The 25,451-nt window shown below is 39.5% G+C and carries 21 protein-coding genes; 8 read left to right on the top strand and 13 right to left on the bottom strand.

The window, feature by feature from the left end:
* Positions 1-251: 251 nt before the first annotated feature.
* Positions 252-1,205 (top strand): alpha/beta fold hydrolase, encoded by a 954-nt coding sequence (locus ACTNES_RS11100; RefSeq protein WP_441039289.1) that lies wholly within the window; start codon positions 252-254, stop codon positions 1,203-1,205.
* 104 nt (positions 1,206-1,309) lie between these two features.
* On the opposite strand, the gene ACTNES_RS11105 is transcribed toward ACTNES_RS11100, so the two are convergent.
* The 12 genes from ACTNES_RS11105 to rpmH all read right to left on the bottom strand — a co-directional run bounded on the left by ACTNES_RS11105 (position 1,310) and on the right by rpmH (position 15,154).
* Positions 1,310-3,268, bottom strand: a complete 1,959-nt coding sequence (locus ACTNES_RS11105) for a DUF4340 domain-containing protein (RefSeq protein WP_291806429.1) — start codon at positions 3,266-3,268, stop codon at positions 1,310-1,312.
* Positions 3,269-4,753, bottom strand: a complete 1,485-nt coding sequence (locus ACTNES_RS11110) for a GldG family protein (RefSeq protein WP_291806431.1) — start codon at positions 4,751-4,753, stop codon at positions 3,269-3,271.
* 17 nt (positions 4,754-4,770) lie between these two features.
* Positions 4,771-5,634 carry an ABC transporter permease subunit gene (locus ACTNES_RS11115; RefSeq protein WP_291806433.1) on the bottom strand — a complete coding sequence of 288 codons (864 nt, stop codon included), beginning with the start codon at positions 5,632-5,634 and terminating at the stop codon, positions 4,771-4,773.
* A gap of 2 nt (positions 5,635-5,636) precedes the next feature.
* Positions 5,637-6,704 carry an ABC transporter ATP-binding protein gene (locus ACTNES_RS11120; protein ID WP_216458751.1) on the bottom strand — a complete coding sequence of 356 codons (1,068 nt, stop codon included), beginning with the start codon at positions 6,702-6,704 and terminating at the stop codon, positions 5,637-5,639.
* Between the two features lie 154 nt (positions 6,705-6,858).
* The gene (gene rsmG, locus ACTNES_RS11125; protein ID WP_216458752.1) at positions 6,859-7,581 is read right to left on the bottom strand and encodes a 16S rRNA (guanine(527)-N(7))-methyltransferase RsmG; all 723 of its coding nucleotides are present in this window, start codon (positions 7,579-7,581) and stop codon (positions 6,859-6,861) included.
* A gap of 454 nt (positions 7,582-8,035) precedes the next feature.
* Positions 8,036-9,910 carry a tRNA uridine-5-carboxymethylaminomethyl(34) synthesis enzyme MnmG gene (gene mnmG, locus ACTNES_RS11130; RefSeq protein WP_216458753.1) on the bottom strand — a complete coding sequence of 625 codons (1,875 nt, stop codon included), beginning with the start codon at positions 9,908-9,910 and terminating at the stop codon, positions 8,036-8,038.
* Positions 9,911-10,100: 190 nt separating this feature from the next.
* Positions 10,101-11,474, bottom strand: a complete 1,374-nt coding sequence (gene mnmE, locus ACTNES_RS11135; RefSeq protein WP_216458754.1) for a tRNA uridine-5-carboxymethylaminomethyl(34) synthesis GTPase MnmE — start codon at positions 11,472-11,474, stop codon at positions 10,101-10,103.
* A gap of 587 nt (positions 11,475-12,061) precedes the next feature.
* A complete protein-coding gene (gene jag, locus ACTNES_RS11140) occupies positions 12,062-13,006 on the bottom strand; it encodes an RNA-binding cell elongation regulator Jag/EloR (protein ID WP_216458755.1) in 945 nt (314 codons plus the stop codon).
* Positions 13,007-13,026: 20 nt separating this feature from the next.
* Positions 13,027-14,328 (bottom strand): YidC/Oxa1 family membrane protein insertase, encoded by a 1,302-nt coding sequence (locus ACTNES_RS11145; protein ID WP_334303408.1) that lies wholly within the window; start codon positions 14,326-14,328, stop codon positions 13,027-13,029.
* A gap of 75 nt (positions 14,329-14,403) precedes the next feature.
* A complete protein-coding gene (gene yidD / locus ACTNES_RS11150) occupies positions 14,404-14,616 on the bottom strand; it encodes a membrane protein insertion efficiency factor YidD (RefSeq protein ID WP_008708006.1) in 213 nt (70 codons plus the stop codon).
* The gene (gene rnpA, locus ACTNES_RS11155; RefSeq protein WP_216458757.1) at positions 14,585-14,956 is read right to left on the bottom strand and encodes a ribonuclease P protein component; all 372 of its coding nucleotides are present in this window, start codon (positions 14,954-14,956) and stop codon (positions 14,585-14,587) included. Before rnpA ends, yidD begins: the two co-directional genes overlap by 32 nt.
* Positions 14,957-15,019: 63 nt before the next feature.
* Complete coding sequence (rpmH, locus tag ACTNES_RS11160; protein ID WP_008708004.1) at positions 15,020-15,154, bottom strand: 50S ribosomal protein L34; 135 nt, start codon at positions 15,152-15,154, stop codon at positions 15,020-15,022.
* A 634-nt stretch (positions 15,155-15,788) separates the two neighbouring features.
* Here rpmH and dnaA point away from each other — a divergent pair.
* The 7 genes from dnaA to ACTNES_RS11195 all read left to right on the top strand — a co-directional run bounded on the left by dnaA (position 15,789) and on the right by ACTNES_RS11195 (position 24,277).
* Positions 15,789-17,144 (top strand): chromosomal replication initiator protein DnaA, encoded by a 1,356-nt coding sequence (dnaA, locus tag ACTNES_RS11165; protein WP_216458758.1) that lies wholly within the window; start codon positions 15,789-15,791, stop codon positions 17,142-17,144.
* A 278-nt stretch (positions 17,145-17,422) separates the two neighbouring features.
* The gene (dnaN, locus tag ACTNES_RS11170) at positions 17,423-18,538 is read left to right on the top strand and encodes a DNA polymerase III subunit beta (RefSeq protein ID WP_291806460.1); all 1,116 of its coding nucleotides are present in this window, start codon (positions 17,423-17,425) and stop codon (positions 18,536-18,538) included.
* A 14-nt stretch (positions 18,539-18,552) separates the two neighbouring features.
* The gene (locus ACTNES_RS11175) at positions 18,553-18,762 is read left to right on the top strand and encodes an RNA-binding S4 domain-containing protein (protein ID WP_216458760.1); all 210 of its coding nucleotides are present in this window, start codon (positions 18,553-18,555) and stop codon (positions 18,760-18,762) included.
* Positions 18,763-18,766: 4 nt separating this feature from the next.
* The gene (gene recF, locus ACTNES_RS11180) at positions 18,767-19,843 is read left to right on the top strand and encodes a DNA replication/repair protein RecF (protein ID WP_291806462.1); all 1,077 of its coding nucleotides are present in this window, start codon (positions 18,767-18,769) and stop codon (positions 19,841-19,843) included.
* Positions 19,844-19,897: 54 nt separating this feature from the next.
* Complete coding sequence (locus tag ACTNES_RS11185; RefSeq protein WP_441039295.1) at positions 19,898-22,465, top strand: tetratricopeptide repeat protein; 2,568 nt, start codon at positions 19,898-19,900, stop codon at positions 22,463-22,465.
* A 23-nt stretch (positions 22,466-22,488) separates the two neighbouring features.
* Positions 22,489-23,358, top strand: coding sequence for a 16S rRNA (adenine(1518)-N(6)/adenine(1519)-N(6))-dimethyltransferase RsmA (gene rsmA / locus ACTNES_RS11190; RefSeq protein WP_441039297.1), 870 nt, complete (start codon positions 22,489-22,491; stop codon positions 23,356-23,358).
* Positions 23,359-23,824: 466 nt separating this feature from the next.
* A complete protein-coding gene (locus tag ACTNES_RS11195) occupies positions 23,825-24,277 on the top strand; it encodes a DUF1002 domain-containing protein (protein WP_216458764.1) in 453 nt (150 codons plus the stop codon).
* 389 nt (positions 24,278-24,666) lie between these two features.
* Here the strand turns inward: ACTNES_RS11195 and ACTNES_RS11200 are convergent, their stop codons facing one another.
* Positions 24,667-25,332 (bottom strand): GTP pyrophosphokinase, encoded by a 666-nt coding sequence (locus ACTNES_RS11200; RefSeq protein WP_216458765.1) that lies wholly within the window; start codon positions 25,330-25,332, stop codon positions 24,667-24,669.
* Positions 25,333-25,451: the final 119 nt, after the last annotated feature.

Consider the following 25,451-nt stretch of genomic DNA (forward strand, 5'->3'; position numbering starts at 1 on the left):
CTATCCCGCGAGGTGTTTTGGCATGAATATGCCAAAATCCCGAGACATACAAGCCAAAATTCCATTGCCGCAGGCAATTTGGAATGAATTTTGGCTACGTTACTGAGAACGGAGTGAACAGTAATGAACAGTAACATCTTTCACCAGATTCACAGCATATTTTCTTGTAAAACAGGCGGTATAGAGGTATAATACATTTATATAATTTTAGCAGGCTACGCACTTGTTATGCTTAATAAAGGAGGCCGAAAATGAGTAAAAACAAGCACAAATTTCTTACATTTGCTGCTCTGATGACAGGCGCAACTGTTGCTGTTCATTTTATCAACCACACGATTGCTGCTGCCGCACAGTTAAAACAGATGCTTCACATTTCCAATGACAATTATTTTGAATGGCGTTTCGGAAATATTTATTATACAAAAAAAGGAACCGGATCACCAATTCTTTTGATCCATGATACCTTGCCTGGGGCTTCCGGATATGAATGGAACAAGATTGAAGAAGAACTGGCTGCTGAGCATACGGTATATACTATCGATCTCTTAGGATGCGGACGTTCTGATAAATCCAGCATTACCTATACAAATTTTGTTTATGTTCAGATGATCAGTGATTTTATCAAAAAAGTAATTGGTCAGAAAACAGATGTGATCGCAAGCGGATTCTCAGGCTCTTTTGTTATTATGGCCTGTCATAACGAGAAAGAACTCTTTAACAAGATTATGCTGGTAAATCCACCAAGTCTGGCTCAGTTAAAGCAGATGCCGAACAGAAACGACCGTCTGTTAAAGGCAGTCCTGGAAATTCCGATTTTCGGAACCTTGATCTATCATATGATCGTTTCACGGGATAACGTAAATAATCTGTTTATTGAAAAGATGTATTATAATCCATTCCATGTAGATACTCAGATGACAGATGCTTATTATGAGGCAGCTCACAGGGGCGGATGCTATACCAGATTTTTGTATTCCAGTCTTGCGTCCAAGTATATGAATATTAATATCAGTCACGCACTCAAGGCACTGGATAACAGCATTTATATTGTTGAGGGCGAAACGGAAACAAATGGTAAGACTATTACTGAAGATTATTGTGCTTCCAATCCGGCTGTTGAAGTTTCTGTTCTTAAAGAAACCAAGCATCTTCCACATGTGGAAGCACCGGAGACATTTCTTGAACAGGTTAAAATCTTCTTTTAATCCTTATATGTAACTATTATTTAAGATTAATCAAACAAAAGTGGAGCGGCATACAAAATTTACTTCCATATGTCGCTCCACTTTTTATAGATTCGTTTTTTCTTTTACTCTTCTGTATTGTTCGTTTCCGTTTCCTGAGAATCTGCGTTCTCCTCTTCGGATGTATCAGAATCATTTGTTGTATCTGTTGTGTCTGTTGTTTCAGATGTACTGTCCTCTGTTTCTTCTACACTCTCACTTGACGTATCTGTTGAATCCGATTTCGTATCATCTGTTATTGCTTCTTCTGAATCTGTCTCATCTGAGCTGTCTTTTTCTACTCCGGTAACGGATTCAAATGCTGTGAACAGTTCTTTTACATTCATCTTATTTACGAGATATGCTTTTTTATCTACCACTGCTGCGTAATAGTTTGTGTCATAGCTGTAATATGAAACTTCCAGTGTATCACCGTCTTCTTCTGTAAATGTAGCTGTCAATTCTGCATCACCGTCAGGTTCGTTTTCATCTGTAAGACGTTTCTGAGCTGTCATGTTGATCAGTTTGTTGTAGAATGTTGTAAATGTTGTTTCATCCAGATCAGAACCATTGAGTTTATAGATTACTGTTTCTGTATCATTTCCGTCATCATCTGTAGATATTTCACGTGAAACATTTACTTTATAATCGCTACCCTGATAGTTTACTTTGAGGCTTCCGAGATTATTTAAAGCTACATAACTTACTGTCATATCCCAGAAGTCTTCTTCTGATTTATCAATGAGTGCTGACAGGGTATCTGTTGACATCGTGTAGACTTCGTTGCTGTCATTTACCATGACATATCTGTCGCTGTCGTCCGCTTCGTTTCCTACCAGAATTGTAAGCTGTTTGTCTACCATCTTGGTCTTTTCTTCTGAAGAATCCTCGTCCCCTGATGCGCTGTCTGAGCCTTCTGTACTGTCAGAAGCTGTATCTTCTGATGTTTCAACTGCTGCATCTTCACTGTCAGTATCTTCCTCCCCAGATGTTTCATCCGTAGTTTCATTCACGCTTTCATCTGATTCTGTATCTGCAGTTTCACTTGCATCTTCTGCGGCAGTTTCTGCATCCTGCTCAGTATCATCACTGGTCTCTTCGGCAGATGAAACATCTTCATCTACTGTCTCACCAGAATCAGCTGTCTCAGAATCTGTTGTGTCTGTTGTATCGTCCTGAGTATCTTCGTCCATGTCATCAGCAGCAACCTCTTCCTGATAGTCTACAGTGATTGTTGCATATGGTTTATCCAAACCATATTCGCTCTTGTCTTTGCAATTATAGTCTGCGAGAGAATTATACGCCATGCTTCCAAATGAAGTTACCAGAGAACTTGCAGTAGCAGAATCCGCTTTTTCCTCATCACCATCACCTTTGACTAACCATACGCTTGTATCTGCATTTTTCGTCAATTCGTAGGACTTATCTCCTTTTACAGAAATCTTTGTAATAGTATCTGTGCTGGAGATTGCAGGGAAGTCTTCCATCTGAGCATAGTCATTCAATGATTTGGTAAATGGCTCTACACAGGAAGAATCTACCAGATATACCGTTTTCTCATCATCGTCTTTTCTTACATAGTACTGACTGGTGGATGAGTTTTCATCTCCCACATACAATGTAGTTGTTGTATCATCGCCGTCTTCCTCATCGGATTTTGTCACGATCTTGATCGTGTTTGACGGAGAATCCAGACCGTATTCTGCAAGGTCATCTACATCCTCCAGAACTCTGTCTGAGTCGATGGAAGCAACGGAGGATGCTGCGCTGTCCAGTGTACTCTGGTTTACCGGGAAATCTGTTTCATCTTTTTTTACCCAGCTGTCATCATCTTTTTCAAATGTCGTCTCTGTATCATCAACCATGAAGTCCAGAGATTTGATATCGTCTGTTGATGCAGTAAATACAGTGGTACTCTCTTCGGATTCCTCCTCCGATTCTTTCTGCTCCTGATGGGCTACGTAGGTTTTTACACCTGCGTAAGCCCCGCAGCAGATACCAAGAACTGCAACTGCAAGAATCATTTTTACAGTTTTATTCTTCATTTAAGCTTTTCTCCTCTTCATCCAGACTACAAATCCTACAACAAGGAAGAATCCAGGGATCAGACCAATAGTGCAGATCTTCCAGAATGCAGCGTCATAATCTGTAAGTGTCAGATAAGATACGGACAGGCTCTTGGATGGAATGGATACTGTTGCACTGTCTTCTGTGTCTGTCATCCATTTCAGAGACTCAATGATCAGCTTTTCGTTTCCACCGGATACCATCTGGTTCACCTGTGATTCCATCAGATTGGAAGTTGAATAGTAAACAATCTGAGTTTCTTTGTCATCATCCAGAGTCTCTGTGATACTTACTCCCAGATCAAACGGGCCATCCTCGTCTCCGTCCTCTTTCTCCAGAGTATCACTGTTGAGGTCTGTCTTGGAATATGCCTGGTCTGATGTGGTGAGAATACTGTTAATTGTTACGGTATCTCTTACATCATCCATCTTCTTGATTCCCTGTGCATATGGTGCAAGTACATAATATCCGCCGGAAGCTGTCTCAGAGCTTGCATCTGTGCTGTTTATAGTTGGAACCAGGTAATATGGCATCTGCATTGCATAATGCTGATTATCACCTTCAAATACGATTCCATCTGCTCTCTGAACGCCATAGTTCTCCAAAACCGCGTTAAAGTTTGGCAGATCTTCTGTTGCGTAATCAGAGAAGATCATTGCCTTTCCACCATTTTCAAGGTAATCGATGATAGCATTCTTTTCATCCTCGGAAATATCTGTGGATGGAGAATCAATAAACAGGCAGTCTGCGTCATCCGGAACGCTTCCTTCTGTAAGGAGATTCAGGGACTGAATATCCATGTTTGCTTTCTCAATGTCTTCTTTGATGGTAGAATCCATCTCTTTCTCGCCGTGTCCTTCAAGTGTATAGAGGATTGGGAGATCTTCAGATGTTACATATCCAATCGCACTTGTGATCTGACCTTCGCCGTCAAAACCAGTGGTCTGATAGCTGTAAGTCTGATAGTCCATTGTGCTCTCATAGATATTGTTGTAGTCAATGACTTTACTTCTGTCTCCGCATACAACGATCAAGCTGTTTGAGGAAAGATTGTCACTTGTATATTCAGTTACAAATTTAGGATTTACTACAGGGTCTTTCTGCTCTACTTTTATATGTTTGGATTCATCTTCATATTTCTTAAGCAGATTTGCAATGGTTTCATCTTCTGATCCGCTCTGTGCGATCTGGTAGATCGTTACATCTTTGTCCAGATCTTTCAGCATTGCTTTGCTATCATCGCCAATGCTGTAGAGTTTCTGGCTGCTGATATCAATTTCTGAATATTTGGTTGGAATCGCACTTACGATCATGTTGATCACTACAACTACTGCAATAAATATTACTGACATGACCATTGTGTAAGAACCGTTTTTGATGTGCTTCTTACTGATGGTACCAACCAGTTTCTTTTTGTCAAATTTCTTATGATTATTGTTTTTCATCTTTTCTTTCAGTTTCATTTTCTTTCACCTCCCCACTAATTCCAGCGTCTCTTCAGAATAGACTGTGTTGTAAGGAACAAGCATACTGCGATCACGGAAAGAAAATATACAATTCCTTTTATATCAAAGATGTTGCTTGTAAAATTATCGAAGTGTCCACTCAGGTTAAATACATCCAGAACTTTCTGAATACCGCCCTCAAAAATGCTGGTTTTTACTACATAAACGATAACCAGTGCCACTTCTCCGATCACGCCGATCACTGCTGAGATCAGAACATTCTTGATCATTGTATAGATAATGATCGCTGCTGCCAGAATCAGTAATCCAAATGCCACACATGTAGACATGGATGTCTGGGAGAAGAATGAGGAAATACCGTTCATCATGTAAAATGCAAATAAGAGAACGAATGTAAGTACTGCTGCAATCACCTGACTCTCAGTTAAAGCGGACATAAATACGCCGATTGCAATGTTTGCACATCCAAGAAGGAAAAAGCCCAGAACAGCTGTATAAGCAGATGCAAACTCTACCGTACCAAACTTGGACATGATCAGCGGATAAGTACACATAACTGCCATTGGAATAGCAAATACAGTTATCAGCGCAAGATATTTACCAATTACAATACCGCCTACAGAAACAGGTGCTGTCAGAAGCAGCTGGTCTGTTTTCTGTTTTCTCTCTTCTGCAAGTACACGCATAGTCAGGATCGGTACTCCAATCAGGAACACAAAGGTAATCGCACTTAAAGTATATTCAAATTTCGGATATGCTGCCGTGAGCTGATATGCTGAAAAATAAATTCCGCCCAGTACAAGGATGAAAAAGATAAATAAATATCCTACCATGGATGTCAGGTAACTTTTCAACTCTCTTTTATATATAGCTGTCATGGTTATTTTTCTCCCCCTTTATCATTATTCTGTTGTTCTGATGTTTCTGCTGATGTCTGTTTCACGTTTGTCTCATCTGCTTTACCGGCATCAGTATCTTCGGATGTATTCTGAACTTCTCCTGCAGAAACCGGTTTATCAGATGCAGTAAGTTCAAGGAAGATTTCCTCAAGCGATACTTTCTTGGACTTCATCTCATAAATCGGGCTGTTGATCTCAGCCATCTTATAGAATACTTTTTCTCTGATATCGTTCTGCTCTTCTGTGGAAACTTTCGCACTCCAGAGATTCTGTTTCTCATCTTTCTCAATCGTTACGCTGTTGACTCCTTCAATATTCTCAAGAGCCTGTTTAATCTGTGATTTCTCACCTTTAATGAGCATTTCCAGTGTATTGGAACCCTCTGCCAGTTTTCCAAGATTCTCAGGGGTATCACTGGCTACCAGTTTTCCATGAGAAATGATCAGCACGTAATCGCACACTGCACTTACTTCAGAAAGTATATGTGAGCTGAGGATAACAGTATGTTTCTTTTTTAATTCTTTAATTAAGGTTCGGATCTCGATGATCTGTTTCGGGTCAAGACCTACGGTCGGCTCATCCAGAATGATCACTTCCGGGTAACCCATGATTGCCTCTGCAAGACCGACTCTCTGTCTGTAACCTTTTGACAGGTTCTTGATCAGACGGTTTCGCATATCGGAAATCTTTACCATGTCCATGACTTCTTCGATCATGTTTGCTTTCTTGTCTTTTGGGATTTTCTTGAGATCTGCCACAAATTTCATGTATTCCAGGACAGTCATATCGAAATAGACTGGCGGCTGCTCTGGCAGATAACCGATACATTTCTTTGCTGCTTCCGGTTCTTCGAGGATATCGTGTCCATCAATCTTGACTGTCCCTTCCGTGGATGCGATGTATCCTGTTATCATGTTCATTGTGGTGGATTTTCCTGCACCGTTCGGTCCAAGGAATCCGTAGATTTTGCCTTTCTCTATCTTAAAGGAAAGGTGGTCAACTGCCGTATGGTCACCATATCGTTTGACCAGATTGTTTACTTCAATCAATGTGTTCTCCTCCTTTTAATTTTTGCCAAAAATAAATAGAAAATGTCCCCAGGTGAAACAGAGAATGGGGGAACCCGAGGACATCTCTATAAGAAGAGTTTATGATGAAGTTGTGATGAAATTAGGATAAAAGTGTGATTATTCTGTGATGTTTCTATGATAATGGCTCTTTTAAAGGTGTTCCTGCTTTACGCGGGTACTTTCCGGGTGTGGGTTTCTTCTTATCTATAATGACAAGAGAACGGTCGATCTCGGAATCCGGAAGCTGGAAGTATGTGATGTCTTTCAGTTGTCCGCCAAGGATCTTAATTGCTTTCTCCGCTTCTTTTGCTTCTTCCTGTACAGTTCCTGATTTGTAGGAAATAAATGTTCCGCCTGTCTTTACATAAGGAAGACAATATTCTGACAAAGTTGCCAGGTTTGATACTGCTCTGGATACGCAGAGATCATATTTCTCGCGGTATTCTTTATTCTTTGCGTACTCTTCTGCTCTTCCGTGGATAGCCTTGATCCCCTCTAACCCGAGAAGCTGGAAACTTTCTTCAAGGAAATTCACTCTCTTCTTCAGGGAATCCAGCAGACACGCTTCCAGATGTGGGAATGCAATCTTTAACGGGACTCCTGGGAAACCGGCACCTGTACCGATGTCCATGATTGTTTTTACTTTTGTCATGTCGACTGCTTTTACGCAGGCAAGACTGTCCAGGAAATGTTTTGTGAGTACCTCCTCGAATTCTGTGATTCCTGTGAGGTTCATGACTTTATTCTTCTCTACCAGAAATTCGTAGAACTGGATAAACTGTTTTTTCTGCTTTTCGTTCAGCTCTATGCCCAGTTCTCTGCATCCGTTTTCCAGTGTTGACAGATTATATGACATGTCGTTTTTCTCCTTTTTTATTCACTCTTTTCTGCTTGTTTTATGTTTTTATTGTCTGCAATTTCGGTTATCTTTTCACTGATTTTTGTTTGTTTTTATTGCAGTTTTATCTATAATTTTTACTACTTTATTGTCACTTTTTCGGCTTCTTTTACTGTTCTTTTTTGCTGTTTTTTTTAAACTATTTTTACTTCCACTTTTATTCTATTCGGATATTTTTTACTCTCTTTTTTGTTTACTTTTTGCACTATATTTTTCTGTTCTTTTACGTTCTCTCTGTCGTTCTTTTTTACATAAAGTACATAAAATGAAACTTTTATATTGTTTTGAGTTCTATATTACGTACTTTTATATCGTTTTTAAGCACTTTATTTCGTATTTTTATCCAAATCACTGAGAAGCAGTTATTTTGTTATGAGCAAGTAGCAAAGCGGATGTTTTTATCCGCTGAACTTTATCTTGCACTTGAAAGGTACACCAGAAGAACTGAAATATCCGCAGGAGAAACACCGGAAATTCGGGATGCCTGACCGATGGAAATTGGTCTGTATAATTCCAGTTTCTGACGTGCTTCTATTCGCAGACTTCCCACTTTTTCATAGTCAATATCTGCCGGAATTTTCTTTGCTTCAAGCTTTTTAAACTGTTCTACCTGCTTTAACTGTCTGCGGATATAGCCATCATATTTAATGTTGATATCAACCTGTTCCTGTACGTCCCACGGAAGTTCCGGGCGGTTTTTATCGAGATGTTTAATGGCTTCATAAGACAGCTCCGGACGACGGATCAGCTCTGCCAGTGTAGTTCCTGATTTTAACGGAGTGCTGTTATAGCTTTCCAGAAGTTCCTGAACCTCTTTGTTTGCGCCAATATTTGTATGTTCTACTCGTTCGATTTCTTTCTTAATCTCTTCCTCTTTGGTAAGAATCTTCTGGTATTCTTCTTCGCTGATAAGGCCTACCTGATAACCTTTCTTGCGAAGTCTCAGGTCCGCATTGTCCTGACGGAGAAGAAGTCTGTATTCGGCTCTGCTGGTCATCATACGATATGGCTCATGATTCTCTTTTGTTACAAGGTCGTCAATAAGAACACCGATATATGCCTCTGAACGGTCCAGAATAAGCTGTTCCTGACCTTTTACTTCCATGGCTGCGTTAATTCCTGCGATCAGTCCCTGTGCTGCTGCCTCTTCATAACCTGAGCTTCCGTTAAACTGTCCGCCGCTGAATAAACCTTTAATCTTCTTAAATTCCAGTGTCGGATATAACTGGCGTGGATTGATGCAGTCATATTCGATCGCATAGGCATTTTTTACGATCTTAGCATGTTCCAGACCTGGTACAGAGTGATACATTTCTTCCTGTACATCCTCTGGAAGAGAACTGGACATTCCGCCAATATACATTTCGTTTGTGTAAAGTCCCTCTGGTTCGATGAATACCTGATGACGGTTCTTATCTGCGAAACGGACTACTTTATCCTCGATAGATGGACAGTAACGTGGGCCTGTTCCCTCGATCATACCGGAATATAATGGAGAACGGTCGAGGTTTGCACGGATGATTTCGTGTGTTTTTTCATTTGTATAAGTTAACCAGCAGGATTTCTGCTCGATCTGAACGTCTTCCGGATTGGTTGAAAATGAGAATGGTACGACTCTCTCATCACCAAACTGCTCTTCCATTTTGCTGTAATCAATGGTATTGCCTGCAATACGTGCCGGAGTTCCTGTTTTGAAACGGAACATTTCGATCCCCAGTTCTTTCAGAGAATCTGTAAGGTAATTGGCTGCCTGAAGTCCGTTCGGACCTGTATAATTGCTTACATCACCGTAGATACATCTTGCTTTCAGGTAGGTTCCGGTACAGAGAACTACGGCTTTACAGTTATAAATAGCTCCGGAATAGGTTTTTACACCTGTGATCTTACCGTCTTCAACAAGAAGTTTTGTTACTTCACCCTGTTTGATAGTAAGGTTCGGAGTATTTTCCAGTGTTTTTCTCATTTCGGTGCTATAGGCCTGTTTATCTGCCTGAGCGCGGAGAGAATGAACTGCAGGACCTTTAGAACAGTTGAGCATTTTGGACTGGATAAAGGTCTTATCAATATTCTTTCCCATTTCGCCGCCGAGGGCATCCAGTTCTCTTACCAGGTGACCTTTGGAGCTGCCGCCTACGTTTGGGTTACATGGCATTAATGCAATGCTGTCTACACTTACAGTGAACATGATCGTGTTCAGGCCGAGGCGCGCGCCTGCAAGAGCTGCCTCACATCCGGCGTGGCCGGCGCCGACTACGACAATATCATAATCTTCTACTAAAGTTTTCATTTTTTCTCCTTTTACCTTATGGTACGATCTCTTACTTTAAAAATCGCCGCAGGCGATTTTTTTGCAAAATTTCTTTCTACATAAAATATCTTTTTTATTATTCTGTTCAGAAAACATATTTCAAAAGTACATTTTTTCCTGTTGAATTATTCGTAACTGTGAAGGTACTGAACAATTACAATTATTCTTATCATTTACCCATACAGAACTTACTGAATATCTCATTAACCAGGTCTTCTCCGACAGACTCGCCAAGAATCTTACCCAGATTCTCATACGCATTCATTAAATCAATGGAGAAGAAATCCTCCGGCATGCCCATTTCAATACTGTTTCTCACCAGATCAAGGCTCTTATCTGCCTCTTCCAACGCTGCTTTGTGACGGGCATTTGTGATATATACTTCATCATTAAATGACAGATCTCCGCCAAAGAACATTTCTTTGATCTGCTCTTCCAGTTCTGTTATCCCTTTTTCTTCTTTTGCAGAAATCGGGATAACAGGGTGTCCTGTTTTTTCTTTCAGGAGTTCCGGCTGGATCACTGGAGTAAGATCAGTTTTATTATACAGGATAATTGCTTTTTTTCCAGTAAGCATAGTCATTATTTCTTCGTCATTTTCATCAAGTGGCACGGAAGAATCTACCACATAAAGGATCAGATCTGCATTCTGCGCCATTTCTCTGGCTCTGTCTACCCCGATTTTTTCCACAATGTCTTTAGTCTCACGGATTCCGGCTGTATCGATGATCTTCAGAGAGATTCCATGAAGTGTAATATATTCTTCAAGGATATCTCTGGTTGTTCCGGCGATATCTGTTACAATCGCGCGGTTCTCTCCGATCAGAAGATTCAGCAAAGATGATTTTCCGGCATTTGGCTTTCCAAGGATAACTGTCTGAATCCCCTCCTGAATCATCTTTCCGTCGGAGGAAGTTTTCAACAGCCGCTTCACTTCTTTCTGCTCGTTATCCACAACTTCCAGAAGCTGCTGGGGATATCCGTCCAGACTGATGTGTTCCGGATCATCAAGCGCTGATTCGATATATGCAATATGGTAGATCAGTTTCTCCCTAATCTCGCGGATGGCTTTCTGTACGGAACCTCTGAGCTGGTCCATGGAGCTTCGCAGAGCATATTCGCTCTTTGCATGAATGACATCCATGACTGCTTCTGCCTGAGACAGATCCATTCGACCATTCAGAAATGCACGCTTGGTAAATTCTCCCGGTTCTGCTATCTGCGCACCATTTTTCAATACAGTTTCGAGAACTCTGCGCATGGCATAAACACCACCGTGACAGTCGATCTCTACGGTGTCTTCTCCTGTAAAAGTTCTCGGTGCATGCATGATCATGACCAGAACTTCATCGATCAGTTCCTCTCCATCATAAATGTATCCATAGTGGATGGTATGAGTCGGAACTTCTTTTATATTTTTCTTTCCGCCTTTAGATCTGTAAACGCGGGAAATCACATCCATGGCGTTCTCTCCGCTGATGCGGACGATCCCGATTCCGGATGCGCTCATGGCTGTGGAAATTGCTGCTATTGTTGTTTCCATTTTTCCTCCTCACTGATTCGAGAAATCAACAAATAAGATAAATACTTGCTGCTTTCAGATATTATTTATTACTGTTCATACACTGCTGTCCTGAGATATACAGTGCGAAAAATATTACTGATAACAGAATAAACAGCATCATTATTTTTCTATATTTTTATGATATCAGGTCTAAAATACTTTTGCTCCTGATATCTTTTTATTGCTAACTTCCCATTTTTTTCCTACTCACACCCTGTTATTAGCTAAAACAAAAGGTTTTAAAGTTTTTTGCTAAGTAAACATACCTACTCATTTATCCACCAACAAAATTACGAACAACTCAGTATTTATCAGAGTTTTAAGTGTTTGAGTAGGAAAATAATGAGAAGTTAGCATTTATATAAATAACAGGAACATTACAAACTATCATTAATCTCCCTGTTATTCATACAAAACCCAATCCGCCAGGGATTTTTACCTGACTTCCTTTAGAATTTTTTACAAAATAAAAATGTTACTCCAGGCAAAAGTGTACACGCAAAGCTACGTGTTATTCACGCTTTCACCTAGAATAACATTCTTTTTTCTCTTATGCTATTAATTTATTAATTTCTTTTCAATTTAACCACTACATGGCGGTATGGCTCTTCGCCCTCGCTTACTGTCTCAACGAATTTGTTTCCCTGAAGAGCTGAATGGATAATTCTTCTCTCATAAGGATTCATTGGCTCAAGAATGACCGGTTTACGGGTCTTTCTTACTTTATAAGCGATACCTCTTGCAAGGTTCTCCAGTGTTTCTTTACGGCGCTTGCGATAATCTTCGGTATCAAGTTTTACACGGATGTAATTTGATTTTCCTTTGTTTACTACAAGGCTTGTCAGATACTGAAGAGAATCAAGAGTCTGACCTCTCTTACCGATGAGGATACCCATGTCCTCACCCTCGAAATCAACTTCCAGACTTCCGTCTGTTGTGTTGTATTCAGATGTGATCTCTACTTCTCCGAGATTCATAGAAGCAAATACATCACGCAGGAATTCCTTTGCTCTGTTCTCTACTTCTTTGATCTCTTCCGGATCAGTGATGATCTCTACCGGCTTCGCTGGTTTTACAGGTTTTGCCGCTTTTTCTCTAATCTGTTTTGACTCTTTGAAATCTTTCTTTGGTTCTCTTGGCTGTTTTTCTTTTGTAGCTTTCTCCTTTGCAGGTTTCGGCTGTCTTGGTTTCTCAGAAACAGGTTTTGTTTCTCTCTTTTCCTGTTTTACAGGTTCCGGCTTCTTCTCTTCTTTTACAGAAACAAGTGCTTCTTCTTTGAAAGAATCAAGCTTTACTGTCTCTACGATTTCTTTCATTTCCTGCTCTTCAGAAACCGGTTCAACCTTGCGAACCTTGATAATTGCAGGCTTGCTTCCGATTCCAAAAAATCCGTTGCTGCCCTCTGTTATTACCTGAATGTCAAGCTGGTCACTGGATACGCCAAGCTCGATACATGCTTTTGTAATTGCTTCACTCTTTGTTTTCGCTGAAAACTGGATATAATCCTCCATGCCAACCCCTCCGTTCCTGACTACTTCTTCTTATTACGCTCATCAAATGCTTTTACCAGATTGGCCTTTGCAGTAATGCTGCCAGATTTTGCATTCTCAGCGTTTTTGTAAGCTTCTTCAACCTTCTTGGCTCTTGTCTCAACATTTGTATTGCTGCTGCCTTTTTCAATCTTATTGATATTCTTGACGCTCTGATGGGCCTGATTTGTAATCTTCTGAGGTGGAAGTCCCGCTTTCTCACGCTTCTTTTCCATCTTCTTCATATTCTCACTGATCAGGTCTTCAATCTGGATCTTATCCATCTTTTTATTGATAACAACCTGCTGCACACTTCTTACTGCTGCACTTGCTACCCAGTAAATACCAAGACCTACAGGGAATGTGAAACAGAATACTGCTGACATCAGCGGCATTACCATATTCATTGTCTTCATGGAGTTCATCATTGCATCCTGCTGTGAATCGCCGCTCTGCTGTGCTGCCTGAGGCATCAGCTTTAAGTTGATCATCTGTGTAGCCCATGCAAGTATCGGAATAAGAATCGCAATGATTGCCAGAAGAACAGATCCTCCTGCAAAAACTGCTTTCATATAAGTCAGTGGCTGATCAGCGATATTCAGACCAAAGAAATTCTGCACATGTGAAATCTCTTTTGCAGTGCTGTTCAGTGTATCAGTAAATCCTGCAAACTGGCTTGTCTCAGCAAGTGCTTTCCACTGAGAAGGTGATAATGCATACAAAAAGTCTGTGACTGAATTACTTGTAGCTTTACTTCCATCCATAATAAGCTGAACTCTTGTCATCTTATTATCTGTGATAAACTGCTGAAGGATATCTGTATATCCGTTTACACCTGTAATACTGGTAACTGCAGATGCAAGGATATCCTTTACACTTCCTACATATGCCGGAATTTTATAAATTACCTGGTATAATGCCATCAAAATAGGGAACTGGATTGCAAGCTGTACACAGCTTCCTGTAGGAGATACACCGTATTTCTGATATACAGCCTGTGTTTCCTCCTGCATTTTCTGCATTGCAGCAGCATCGTTGTTTTTTCCCTTGTACTTCTTCTGAATTTTCTGAAGTTCCGGCTGCATGATCGCACTCAGCTTAGAGAATTTCTGCTGTTTGATCTGCAGTGGGGTCATAAAAGCATAAATAAGGATACTGAAGATGATAATACAAATACCGATATTCTGAATTCCAAAGATATTCAGCAATTTGTAAATACCATCCATGATCCACCCCATAACGGTCGCAAGCTGACCAATGATGGGAGTGCTGCTCTTTGTCGCTAAAATCATTTCCAAGTTCATTTCCTCCTAGAATCCATAAATGACAGGAGGTTCCTTCGATCGATCAATATTCAATTTTCAAGTACATTCCTGTCTTTACGGTACAGGGTCATAGCCTCCATGGGAAAAAGGATTACAGCGAAGTATCCTCCATACCGCAAGAAGACCGCCCTTTAATGCACCATATTTTTCGATTGCTTCTAAACCATATTGAGAACATGTGGGAATATAAGGACATTTTGTTCTCTTCATCGGTGATATATACTTTTGATAGAGTTTAATTATTCTGATCAGAAACTTCTTTATCATTGTTCTTACCTGCTATGCAGTGCTTGCCTGCTAGATGCATCAGGGCACTCTCTATCTCATGATAGGTTCTGTCCTTTGCCTGCGGACGTGCAACTACTACAATATCCAAACCATTTTCAAATTCCGCTTCGTTTAACCGATAACTCTCTCTTATCAATCTGGTGAGTCTGTGGCGGACCACACTATTCCCTACTTTTTTACTTACTGATATTCCCAGACGATTCTTCATGTACTGATTTTTCAGTACGTACATCACCAGATACCGATTACCTTTTGATGTTCCATTTTTGTATACTTTTTGAAAATCGTGATTTTTTTTTAAGGACTCTGATCTTTGCATAGAATCCCCTTTCATAATCTCTTTTTTAAGAGAAGAAAAGACCACATAACTGCGGTCTTATTCTTAGGCTGATAAATGCTTTCTTCCTTTTAATCTTCTGGCAGCTAATACTTTACGACCACCTTTTGTGCTCATACGAGCTCTGAAGCCATGAACTTTCGCTCTAGATCTTTTTTTCGGCTGAAATGTCATTTTCATAGGTAAAGCACCTCCTTTATCTATTATCCATGTTAAATTTTGTAACTTCTCAGTAGTCAGGGAACCTGAATTTCGACTCCAAAATCCCCGCTTACTTCACTTATTAGAACATCATTTCAATTATATTCATAAAGGGCGGATTCGTCAAGTATTATTTACACAAAGATTTTGTCTGGATTTTTATGAATTGTGGATTACTAAATTGGTTTACGTAATATTATCCACAATTTGTGGATAACTTGTGGATAACTTGTGGAATACCTGGAAAACTATCCACTTTCTATCTCTGGATTTTACACATATCCAGAAAAAATTACTTTTATTTCGGTATTTTCGACAGTGCATAAAATTATACACATATTTTTGTGGATTTCAAGTATACGGTGCCGAATTATGTTAATCAATATATCCTTATCCACTGTTATCCACACTAATCCACATAAAAAATGGGGATAACTTTTTTTCCACATTTCCATCAAATATTCATTGCGAAAACACCTGTTTTATTATAATATATATAAGGATATTTATGTCTTTTTTAAAGAATACGGCCGGAGTTTGTGGAAAACGTTACTGTTCACACGCTCCAAATACCCTTAAATATAGAAGTAAAACGAACCGGGAGAACCAAAAAATGAACAAAGTTGTGGAAAAATGGGATGAAATCCTGCAGATCGTCAAAACTGAACATGATCTGTCTGACGTTTCTTTCAACACTTGGCTGAAACCATTGACAGTTTATGAAGTTGTTGACAATGTAGTCACGATTATCGTGCCATCTGAGCAGGTTGGTCTCAATTATATAAGTAAGAAGTACAAACTTCCGCTCCAGGTAACGATCAGTGAGGTTACCGGAATGGAAAACTGTGATATTAATTTCATATTACCGGAGGATGTTCCCAAAAAAGAGACTGTTTCACAGAAAGCACAGTCTCAGGATGCCCGCTGCGAGGAGGCACACCTGAATCCCAAATATACTTTTGACACTTTCGTAGTCGGAAGTAACAACAAATTCGCCCAGGCAGCAGCCCTTGCAGTTGCCGAATCTCCTGGAGATACCTATAATCCACTGTTTATCTACGGTGGTGCAGGTCTGGGTAAGACTCACCTTATGCATTCTATCGCACATTTTATCATTGATCACGATGAGAACAGTAAGGTGCTCTATGTTACCAGTGAGGAATTTACAAACGAGCTGATTGAAACAATCCGAAACGGAAATAACTCAGCAATGACCAAATTCCGTGAAAAATACAGAAATATTGATGTTCTTCTGGTCGATGATATTCAGTTTATTATAGGAAAGGAATCTACACAGGAGGAATTTTTCCATACTTTCAACAGTCTGCACAGTGCGAAAAAGCAGATCATCATTTCCTCAGATAAACCGCCAAAAGATATGGAAATCCTGGAAGAACGTTTCCGTTCACGATTCGAATGGGGGCTGATCGCTGACATCACTTTGCCTGATTATGAAACCAGAATGGCAATTCTTCATAAAAAAGAAGAAATGGATGGCTATGATATTAATGAAGAAGTAATCAAATATATCGCAAACAATATCAAATCCAACATCCGAGAGCTGGAAGGTGCGATCAATAAAGTTATGGCTTTTGCCAAACTTGAAAAGAAGGAAGTTACACTTGAACTTGCTGAACAGGCACTGAAAGATATTATTTCTCCAGATGAAAAGAAAGTGATCACGCCGGAATATATTATTTCCATGGTTGCAGAACATTTTGATGTTTCAGTAGACGATCTTTGCGGAAACAAACGTAACTCCAAAATCGTAACCCCTCGTCAGATTGCTATGTATCTGTGCAGAGAAATTATCTCAACTCCTTTGAAATCTATCGGAAAATGTCTCGGAAACCGTGACCATACTACAGTTATGCACGGCATTGACAAGATTGAAAAAGAAATTTCAAACGACGAAAACCTTAAAAACACAATTGATACCTTAAAGAAAAAGATTAATCCACAGGGATGAGGATAACTGACTGTATAAATTGTGTATAAGATGTTGATAGAATGTGTATAAGTGTGTATAACTTTCTGCCCCTTTTTTGGCGGTAAATTTGTACACAAGTTATACACATACTTTAAGCACCTCTTTACACGAAGTTATCCATATTCGAAATCCTTGAAAAATCAGCCTCGAGTAGAGTTTTTCACATATTCACACCCCCTACGGCGGCGACGACGGATTCCTTTTATATATTTATCTATAAAAAAACCACATCACCCAGAAAGGAAGTTATACACATTATGAAAATTATTTGCCAGAAAAATAACCTGCTCAAAAGTGTCAGTATCTCACTCAAAGCAGTTCCATCAAAAACTACCATGCCAATTCTTGAATGCATTTTAATAGATGCCACTACTAACCAGATTAAATTTACTACCAATGATATGGAACTTGGTATTGAAACAATCGTTGATGGAGTCATTGAAGAAAAGGGTATTATTGCATTGGATGCAAAAATCTTCTATGAAATCATTCGTCGACTGCCAGATAATGAGGTAACTATTAAAACAGATGAGAAACTTACTGCCACCATTACCTGTGAAAAAGCAAAATTCACAATTCCTGGTAAATCTGGAGAAGATTTTGCGTATCTCCCAATTATTGAAAGAGAAAAAAGCCTTACTATCTCACAGTTTACTCTTAAAGAAATGATTAGACAGACAATTTTTTCAATTGCTTCTAATGAAACAAACAAATTAATGACTGGTGAATTATTTGAGATTAAAGATAACTACCTGAAGATTGTATCCCTGGATGGACATCGTATCGCGATCAGACGTATGGAACTGAAGAAAGACTATGCTGACCGTAAGGTTGTCGTACCTGGCAAGACTCTGAATGAGATCAGTAAGATCCTTTCTGGTGAAATTGATGATATTGTAAATATCTATTTCTCAAAGAACCATATTTTATTTGAGTTTGATCAGACAATCGTTGTATCCAGACTAATCGACGGTGAATATTTCCGTATCGACCAGATGCTTTCCAGTGATTATGAAACTAAGATCGAGATTAATAAGAAAGAATTCCTGGATTGTATTGACCGTGCTACATTGTTGGTAAGAGAGGGAGAAAAGAAACCGATCATTATTGAAATTACTGATAATTCTATGGAATTACGTATTGATTCTGCAATGGGTTCCATGAATGAAAATATTGATATCAGTAAGGAGGGCAAGGATATTCTGATTGGTTTTAACCCGAGATTCCTGATCGATGCACTTAAAGTAATTGACGATGAAACAATCAGTATCTACCTCGTAAATCCAAAAGCACCATGCTTTATCAGAGATGATGAGGAGAATTACACATATTTGATTCTGCCTGTAAATATCAACCAGAATCAGACAAGATAAGGGAGTAAATGACAATGGAAGAAATTAAGATCAGAGACGAATTTATAAAATTGGGGCAGTTGCTGAAACTTGCAGATCTCGTTCAGGACGGGGTAGAAGCGAAATATGTGATCAGTGACGGGCTGGTAAAAGTTAATGGTGAAGTAGATGAGCGTCGCGGACGTAAAGTGTACGAAGGTGATGTTGTTTCTTATGATGGAAAAGAAATCAAAGTGATCAGGTGAGCGAATGTATATTGAATCCGTTCAGTTAAAAAATTTCAGGAATTATGAATCTCTGGAACTTGAGCTGGCACCGGGAACGAATATTTTTTATGGAAATAATGCCCAGGGAAAGACGAATATTCTGGAAGCACTTTATTTGTGTGGAACAACTAAGTCACATAAAGGAAGCAAGGACAAAGATATGATCCGGTTTGGTGAGGATGAAGCTCACATCCGAATGATGGTGAACCGAGATGAGCTTTCTTATAAGATTGATATGCACCTGAGGAAGAATAAAGCAAAAGGTGTAGCAATCAACGGGCTACCTATCAGAAAGGCTGGGGAATTGTTCGGAGTTGTTAATCTGGTGTTCTTTTCTCCCGAGGATCTGAATATTATAAAAAACGGGCCAGGAGAGAGAAGAAGGTTTCTTGATCTGGAATTATGCCAGCTGGATAAGATTTATCTTACAGATATTGCATCTTATAATCATATTGTTAACCAGAGAAATAAGCTGTTGAAAGATATTTATGTCCAGCCTTCTCTGAAAGATACTCTTGAGATCTGGGACATGCAGATGGCAGAGTATGGCCGGCGGATCATTCATAAACGCAGTGAGTTTATTGATGAATTAAATGAGACGGTAAGACAGATTCATCATAACCTTACAGGAGATCTGGAAGAACTTGAAGTAATTTATGAACCAAGTGCGGCAGCTGATGATCTGGAGAATGCGATAAGGGACAGCAGGGAACGGGATATGAGAATGAAGCTGACTTCTGTGGGACCACACAGGGATGATCTCTGTGTCATGGCAAATGGAATTGATATTCGCAGATATGGTTCCCAGGGACAGCAGAGAACCGCTGCGCTTTCACTTAAATTATCAGAGATTTATATTGTAAAAAGAAAAATAAAGGATACGCCGATCCTGTTTCTGGATGATGTTCTTTCTGAGTTGGACAGCAGCAGACAGAATTATCTTCTGGACAGTATCAGTGATATTCAGACATTGATCACGTGTACGGGACTGGATGATTTTATCAGTCATCAGTTCCAGATAAATAAGGTATTTCAGGTAGTTCAGGGCGCAGTAACGTAATCTTTTGACAAGGATATGGGCTTATGATACACTGAACATAATTATGGAAAGTTGGTGAATACATTGGACAAAGAAGAATTTCGGATAAAACTGGAAGAGATCAATAAACTGGTTCAGGATAAAGACTATAAAGGCGCCATGAATATCGTAGACAGTATTGACTGGAGACGTGTAAAGAATGTTCGTACTTTATGTGTTGTCGGTGAAATTTATGCGGCGAATGGCAGATATGAAGACAGTAAAGAGATTTTTCTGCTGGCATATCACAAAGCATCTATTGGCAAGAACATTCTGTATCGTTTAGTAGAAATCTCTTTGAGAATGAAAGATATTGATGAAGCTGAAGAGTTTTTCGAAGAATATAAACAGGTAGCTTCCAATGACAGTACACAGTATATTCTGCAATATAAAATTGCCAGAGCAAAGAATTCTTCATTAAATGAACAGATCAGAATTCTGGAGGAATATAAAGAACAGGAATTTACAGAGAAATGGTCATATGAACTGGCAACTTTGTATTATAAGGCCGGTGAAAAACAAAAATGTCTGGACTTATGTAATGAGATTATTCTCTGGTTCAGTGATGGAAAATATGTCATGAAAGCCTATGATCTCAAGATGAGAATGGGAGAACTGACAGGTGCTGAGAAAGCAAAATATGAAAAACAGTTTGTTCCGAAACTTCTTACACCAGAACAGGCAAAAGAGCTGGAACTGAAGAAAACAGAAAAAGAGGCTCCGAAACAGGCGGAAGAAGAGAATGAAGACACTGTAAGCGAAGAGAACGAAGTGGTTCATGAGCAGACAGTGGAAACGGAAATAACTGAACCGACATCCGGTAATGCAGATAAAGAAGGTACAGAGAGTGAAGAATTTGCAGAACAGGAACCAGAGGTTCAGGTGAATATGGCAGGTATTCAGGAGAAGATTTCTAAGAGCATCCGGGATATCTTCGGAGGCAAGTCTCTGGAAGAGAAGGAAGAATTTACAGAAGAATCCATGGATATGGTTAATGAAGCCGGGATCACGAAAGAGGACGAGATTCCGGAAGAAATCATAAAGAATGATGCATCAGAAAAAGATCCTGAGGATGCACCGGAACTGGAAGAAGAACCGAAGAAGCCAGGAGAGGCACCGGTAGCAGTAAATCCTGAGAAGGAAGAGAAACCTGCAGACTTTGGTGCAACAATCCGTATGCCAGAACTAAATATTCCGGCATCTATGAAGAATATGGAACTGAGTAAAGCTCCGAGAGTAGAAGATGTTGCAGAGACAAAACTGTCTATGGACTCTTTTGGAGTTGACGGTAAAGAATTTAATCTGGAAGATACAATTCTGGCAGCAGCAACTGCACAGGGAATTGAAATTCCGAAGGAAGAACCAAAAACAGAATCCAAAGCAGAAGAATCTCCAAAAGAAGAAACAGAAACTGTTAAACCGACAGTACAGGAGCTTTCAGATGAGCTGGTAGAACCGGATTTTCTTAGTGGAGATCTTTCAGAAGATGATGTAGAACTTCCAGAAGAGCCAACTGTAGAAGAGAAGGAAACAGACGTTGCAGAATCCGATGAAACTGTAGTTACTGAAGCTGAGAAACCGGTTTTAGAAAATGCTGTTTTTGATGAAGACGATGAGGATGATGTTACAGAGGAAGACCTCAGAAGAGCTGAAGAAGAATTTCTGCATGGACCGGCAGGAAATGCAGATTTGAATCTGGAAGACATTGAGGAGCCGGCAGTAGAAGAATTAGCAGAACCATCCGAGCCGGAAGAACCACTGACAGAAGAAGAACAGTTGGAACGCTTTATTGAGTCTATTCAGACTAAGGATGCTGGGGATCCAAGAGATATTGTACCAAGAGAGAAAGAACTGACAGATGATGAGAAGCAGCTGTTTACATATTTTGTAAAAGTTCCGGGAATGAAGGAGCAGTTGATCGATACTTTATGTGATGTACAGATGGCTGCTGCCGATAAGACATCCAAAACAGGAAATATTATCGTTATGGGTGGCAAAGAATGCGGAAAGACCCGACTGATCTCAGGTCTGATCCCGGCAATCTGTAAGGAATTAAATCTGGAGGCATCTAAGGTTGCTTATGTCTTTGCTGAGCAGATCAATGGTAAAAATATTTATAAAATCTTTGCCAAACTGGCAGGTGGTTTCCTGGTTATCGAGAATGCAAACCAGCTGATCCAGGAAACAGTTGAGATGATTGATAAAGCAATGGAAGTAAATACCGATGGACTGACTGTGATCATTGAGGATGAGAAAATTGGTATGCGTAAGCTCATTGCCAAGTATCCGAAATTTGCAAAGAAGTTTACATCTATGATCAATATTCCGGTATTTACGAATGATGAACTTGTCAATTTTGCAAGGGTTTATACAAAAGAGAACGGTTATACCATTGATCAGATGGGAATGCTTGCACTGTATAACCTGATCGGTATCAACCAGAAAGAGGATTCTCCGATGAATATCGGTACTGTAAAAGAGTTGATCGATGCAGCAATCGCGAAGTCACAGGGAGGAATTCGCAAGTTTAAACGTAACATATCAAAGAAGCGCACGGACAGAGATGGATATATTGTTCTGTACGAGAAAGATTTCAGTAAATAATACAAGAAAAGGGAGTTAAGATTATGACCAGACCGTATCTAGGAGATCCAAAGTATACCATAGAAGTGCTTCAGAAGTATAATTTTGCATTTCAGAAGAGGTTTGGTCAGAACTTTCTGATCGATACCCATGTTCTGGACAAGATTATTGACTCTGCACAGATTACAAAAGATGATTTTGTATTGGAGATTGGGCCGGGAATTGGAACTATGACTCAGTATCTGGCTGAAGCTGCAAGAGAGGTGGCTGCTGTTGAGATTGATACAACACTGATCCCGATTCTGCAGGATACACTGAAGGACTGGGATAATGTAACTGTGATCAATAACGATATCCTGAAGGTGGATATCAGACAGCTGGCGCTGGAGAAGAATCAGGGTCGGCAGATCAAGGTTGTTGCAAACTTGCCATATTACATTACTACCCCTATTATCATGGGGCTGTTTGAGAATCAGGTTCCAATTGATTCGATCACGATCATGGTGCAGAAAGAGGTTGCAGACAGAATGCAGGTAGGACCGGGAACGAAGGACTATGGTGCATTATCACTGGCTGTACAGTATTATGCAAAGCCTCAAATCGTTGCGAATGTACCTCCGAACTGTTTCATGCCGAGACCAAAAGTCGGAAGTGCAGTGATCCGTCTGGAAAGATATGCCGAGCCGCCGGTTGAGGTGAAGGATGAGAAATTGATGTTCTGTATTATCCGGGCTTCTTTCAATCAGAGAAGAAAGACACTGGTTAATGGTCTGAAGAATTCTCCTGAGGTACCATTTTCTAAAGAACAGATTGAGGAAGCACTGGGAATGTGTGGATTATCCCTGAATATCAGAGGAGAGGCGTTAACTTTGGAACAGTTTGCACAGCTGGCAAATGCATTCAGCAGTTTGTAAAGAAGGAGTACAGTTAAATATACAGATGTGATCAGAGATTTATTTACTGCCTTCATAAATCATTTGACATTTGTTCAAAAATTTTTCACAAGTTAAACATGATTCTATCATAATTGCAGGATATACTATGACCATAAAAATAATAAAGCCAACATTATTTTTATAAAATTTCTTTTTCATATGTTGATTGCCTGGAAAGGCAATTAACTCTCCTTCCTTTTAAAAAATAAATTTGAACGTAATATAAAAAGCATCCGTCTAGCCATCGGATGCTTTTTATATTACTTCTAATGGGAGAAATACGTAGCAACATTTATTTTACAGAACAAGAGAAAGGAATGCTATAATAGGTCCGGTAAATGAGAAAGAATCGCAGATATGGACAGACTAAATCGTATACACGTCCGGTATCTGTGTATGGAAACAACAGCCGCAGGCTGTCTGAGATTATGGAGGTAATTCAATTATGAGAATAAAGAAATTTGGTGCACTTGTTCTTGCTGGAGCAATTATGTGTACAACACCGGCAATACCTGCAATGGCATCCGATGCATCTGCTACAGTACAGGAGGTTATCACAGATAATGCAATTGATTCTCTGGCATCAGATCCAGATGCAGTAGTAGAGATTATCATGAATGTAAAAGATGCAATGGCACAGCAGGATATTTCTGATGAACAGATCAAGTCACTGATCCAGACTGCAGAAAGTACAGTGGGAGTAAGTCTGACTGACGAGGAAGAGAACAAAGTGGTTAAGATCGTGAAACAGGTCAAGGATTCGAATATTGATGAAGAACAGCTCAGAAGTACAGTGACAAAGGTTTACGATAAGTTAGAAGAAATGGGAATTGGCAAAGAAGAAGTAAAGGGAATTCTGCATAAACTGGTGGATTTTGCAAAGAGCCTTTTTAACTAAAATATTTCCGCCTGATACGGACAAATGAATGTGACAGAAATATACAAGATATACAAGTGATGATTGAGGAAAGAATGAAATATATGTATTATTTCTCTAAAAAAAGTATAAAAAAACAAAATTAATTGTGCAAATAAACGAAAATTTAACTGCAAGTTCATATTTTGTTCATAACTGATTGCTATTATATAAACAGTTCGAAAGAACCTACGAAAGACGTTGTAATGTGTTATCATTACACATAAATTTTTTTCATAATAATAGCCCCGGTAAACCACTGCCGGGGCACTCCTCGTTTTATGGGGATGTTTTGCAGAGATTGTGGATGATGTAATATTCAGGGAAGCTCTGTAGTGATTTTGATTTTTGAGTAATTATGCCGCAGCTTATTACTGCGGCATTTTTTTGTCTGTTAATTTTCCATATTTCTGAATTTCATTATTCAATTCTTCCATGCGGGCATCCAGTTCTGCCACATAGCGGGCACATTCGCGTAATTCTTTCGTGATATAGTCAGGACCATCGCCCTCGAATTTATAGTGCATTTTATGCTCCAGCGTTGCCCAGAAATCCTGTGCAACAGTACGGATCTGTATCTCTACTTTTGTATCGATAATACTGTCTGAAAGAAAGACTGGTGTGGTGACCAGCATATGATAGCTTCGGTATCCGCTTCTCTTCGGATTCTTCATATAGTCACGTCTGGCAAGGATTGTCAGGTCATTCTGTTTGGAAAGCATATCTGCGATCAGATAAATATCAGACGTAAAAGAACAACTGATACGGATGCCGGCAATATCGTTTACATAGCGGACCATGTTTTCTATGCTGGAGTCATAGCCATGTCGTTTCAGTTTTTTAACAATACTCTCAGGAGTTTTGATCCTGTATTTGATATGTTCGATCGGGTTGTATTTATGTCTGTGCTGAAACTCATCATTGAGAATATCGATTTTTGTTCGAACCTGCTTTAGGGCAGATTTGTAAACAAAAATAACAGTATCCCAGTCGTTCAGTTCTTTAAAGTCCCTTAATGGGACGGAATCATAATTCATATATAATATCCTCGTATAATAAGTTTGTAAGCAAGAGAAATCACTTACAGACTTATTTCTTTTTATGGTATAGAGGTAAGGACATCTAAGAGGTATTCCCCTCATCCCATTCCCATCTA

The organism is Blautia sp. HCP3S3_D9, from assembly GCF_052063845.1.
Taxonomy (GTDB): domain Bacteria; phylum Bacillota; class Clostridia; order Lachnospirales; family Lachnospiraceae; genus Blautia_A.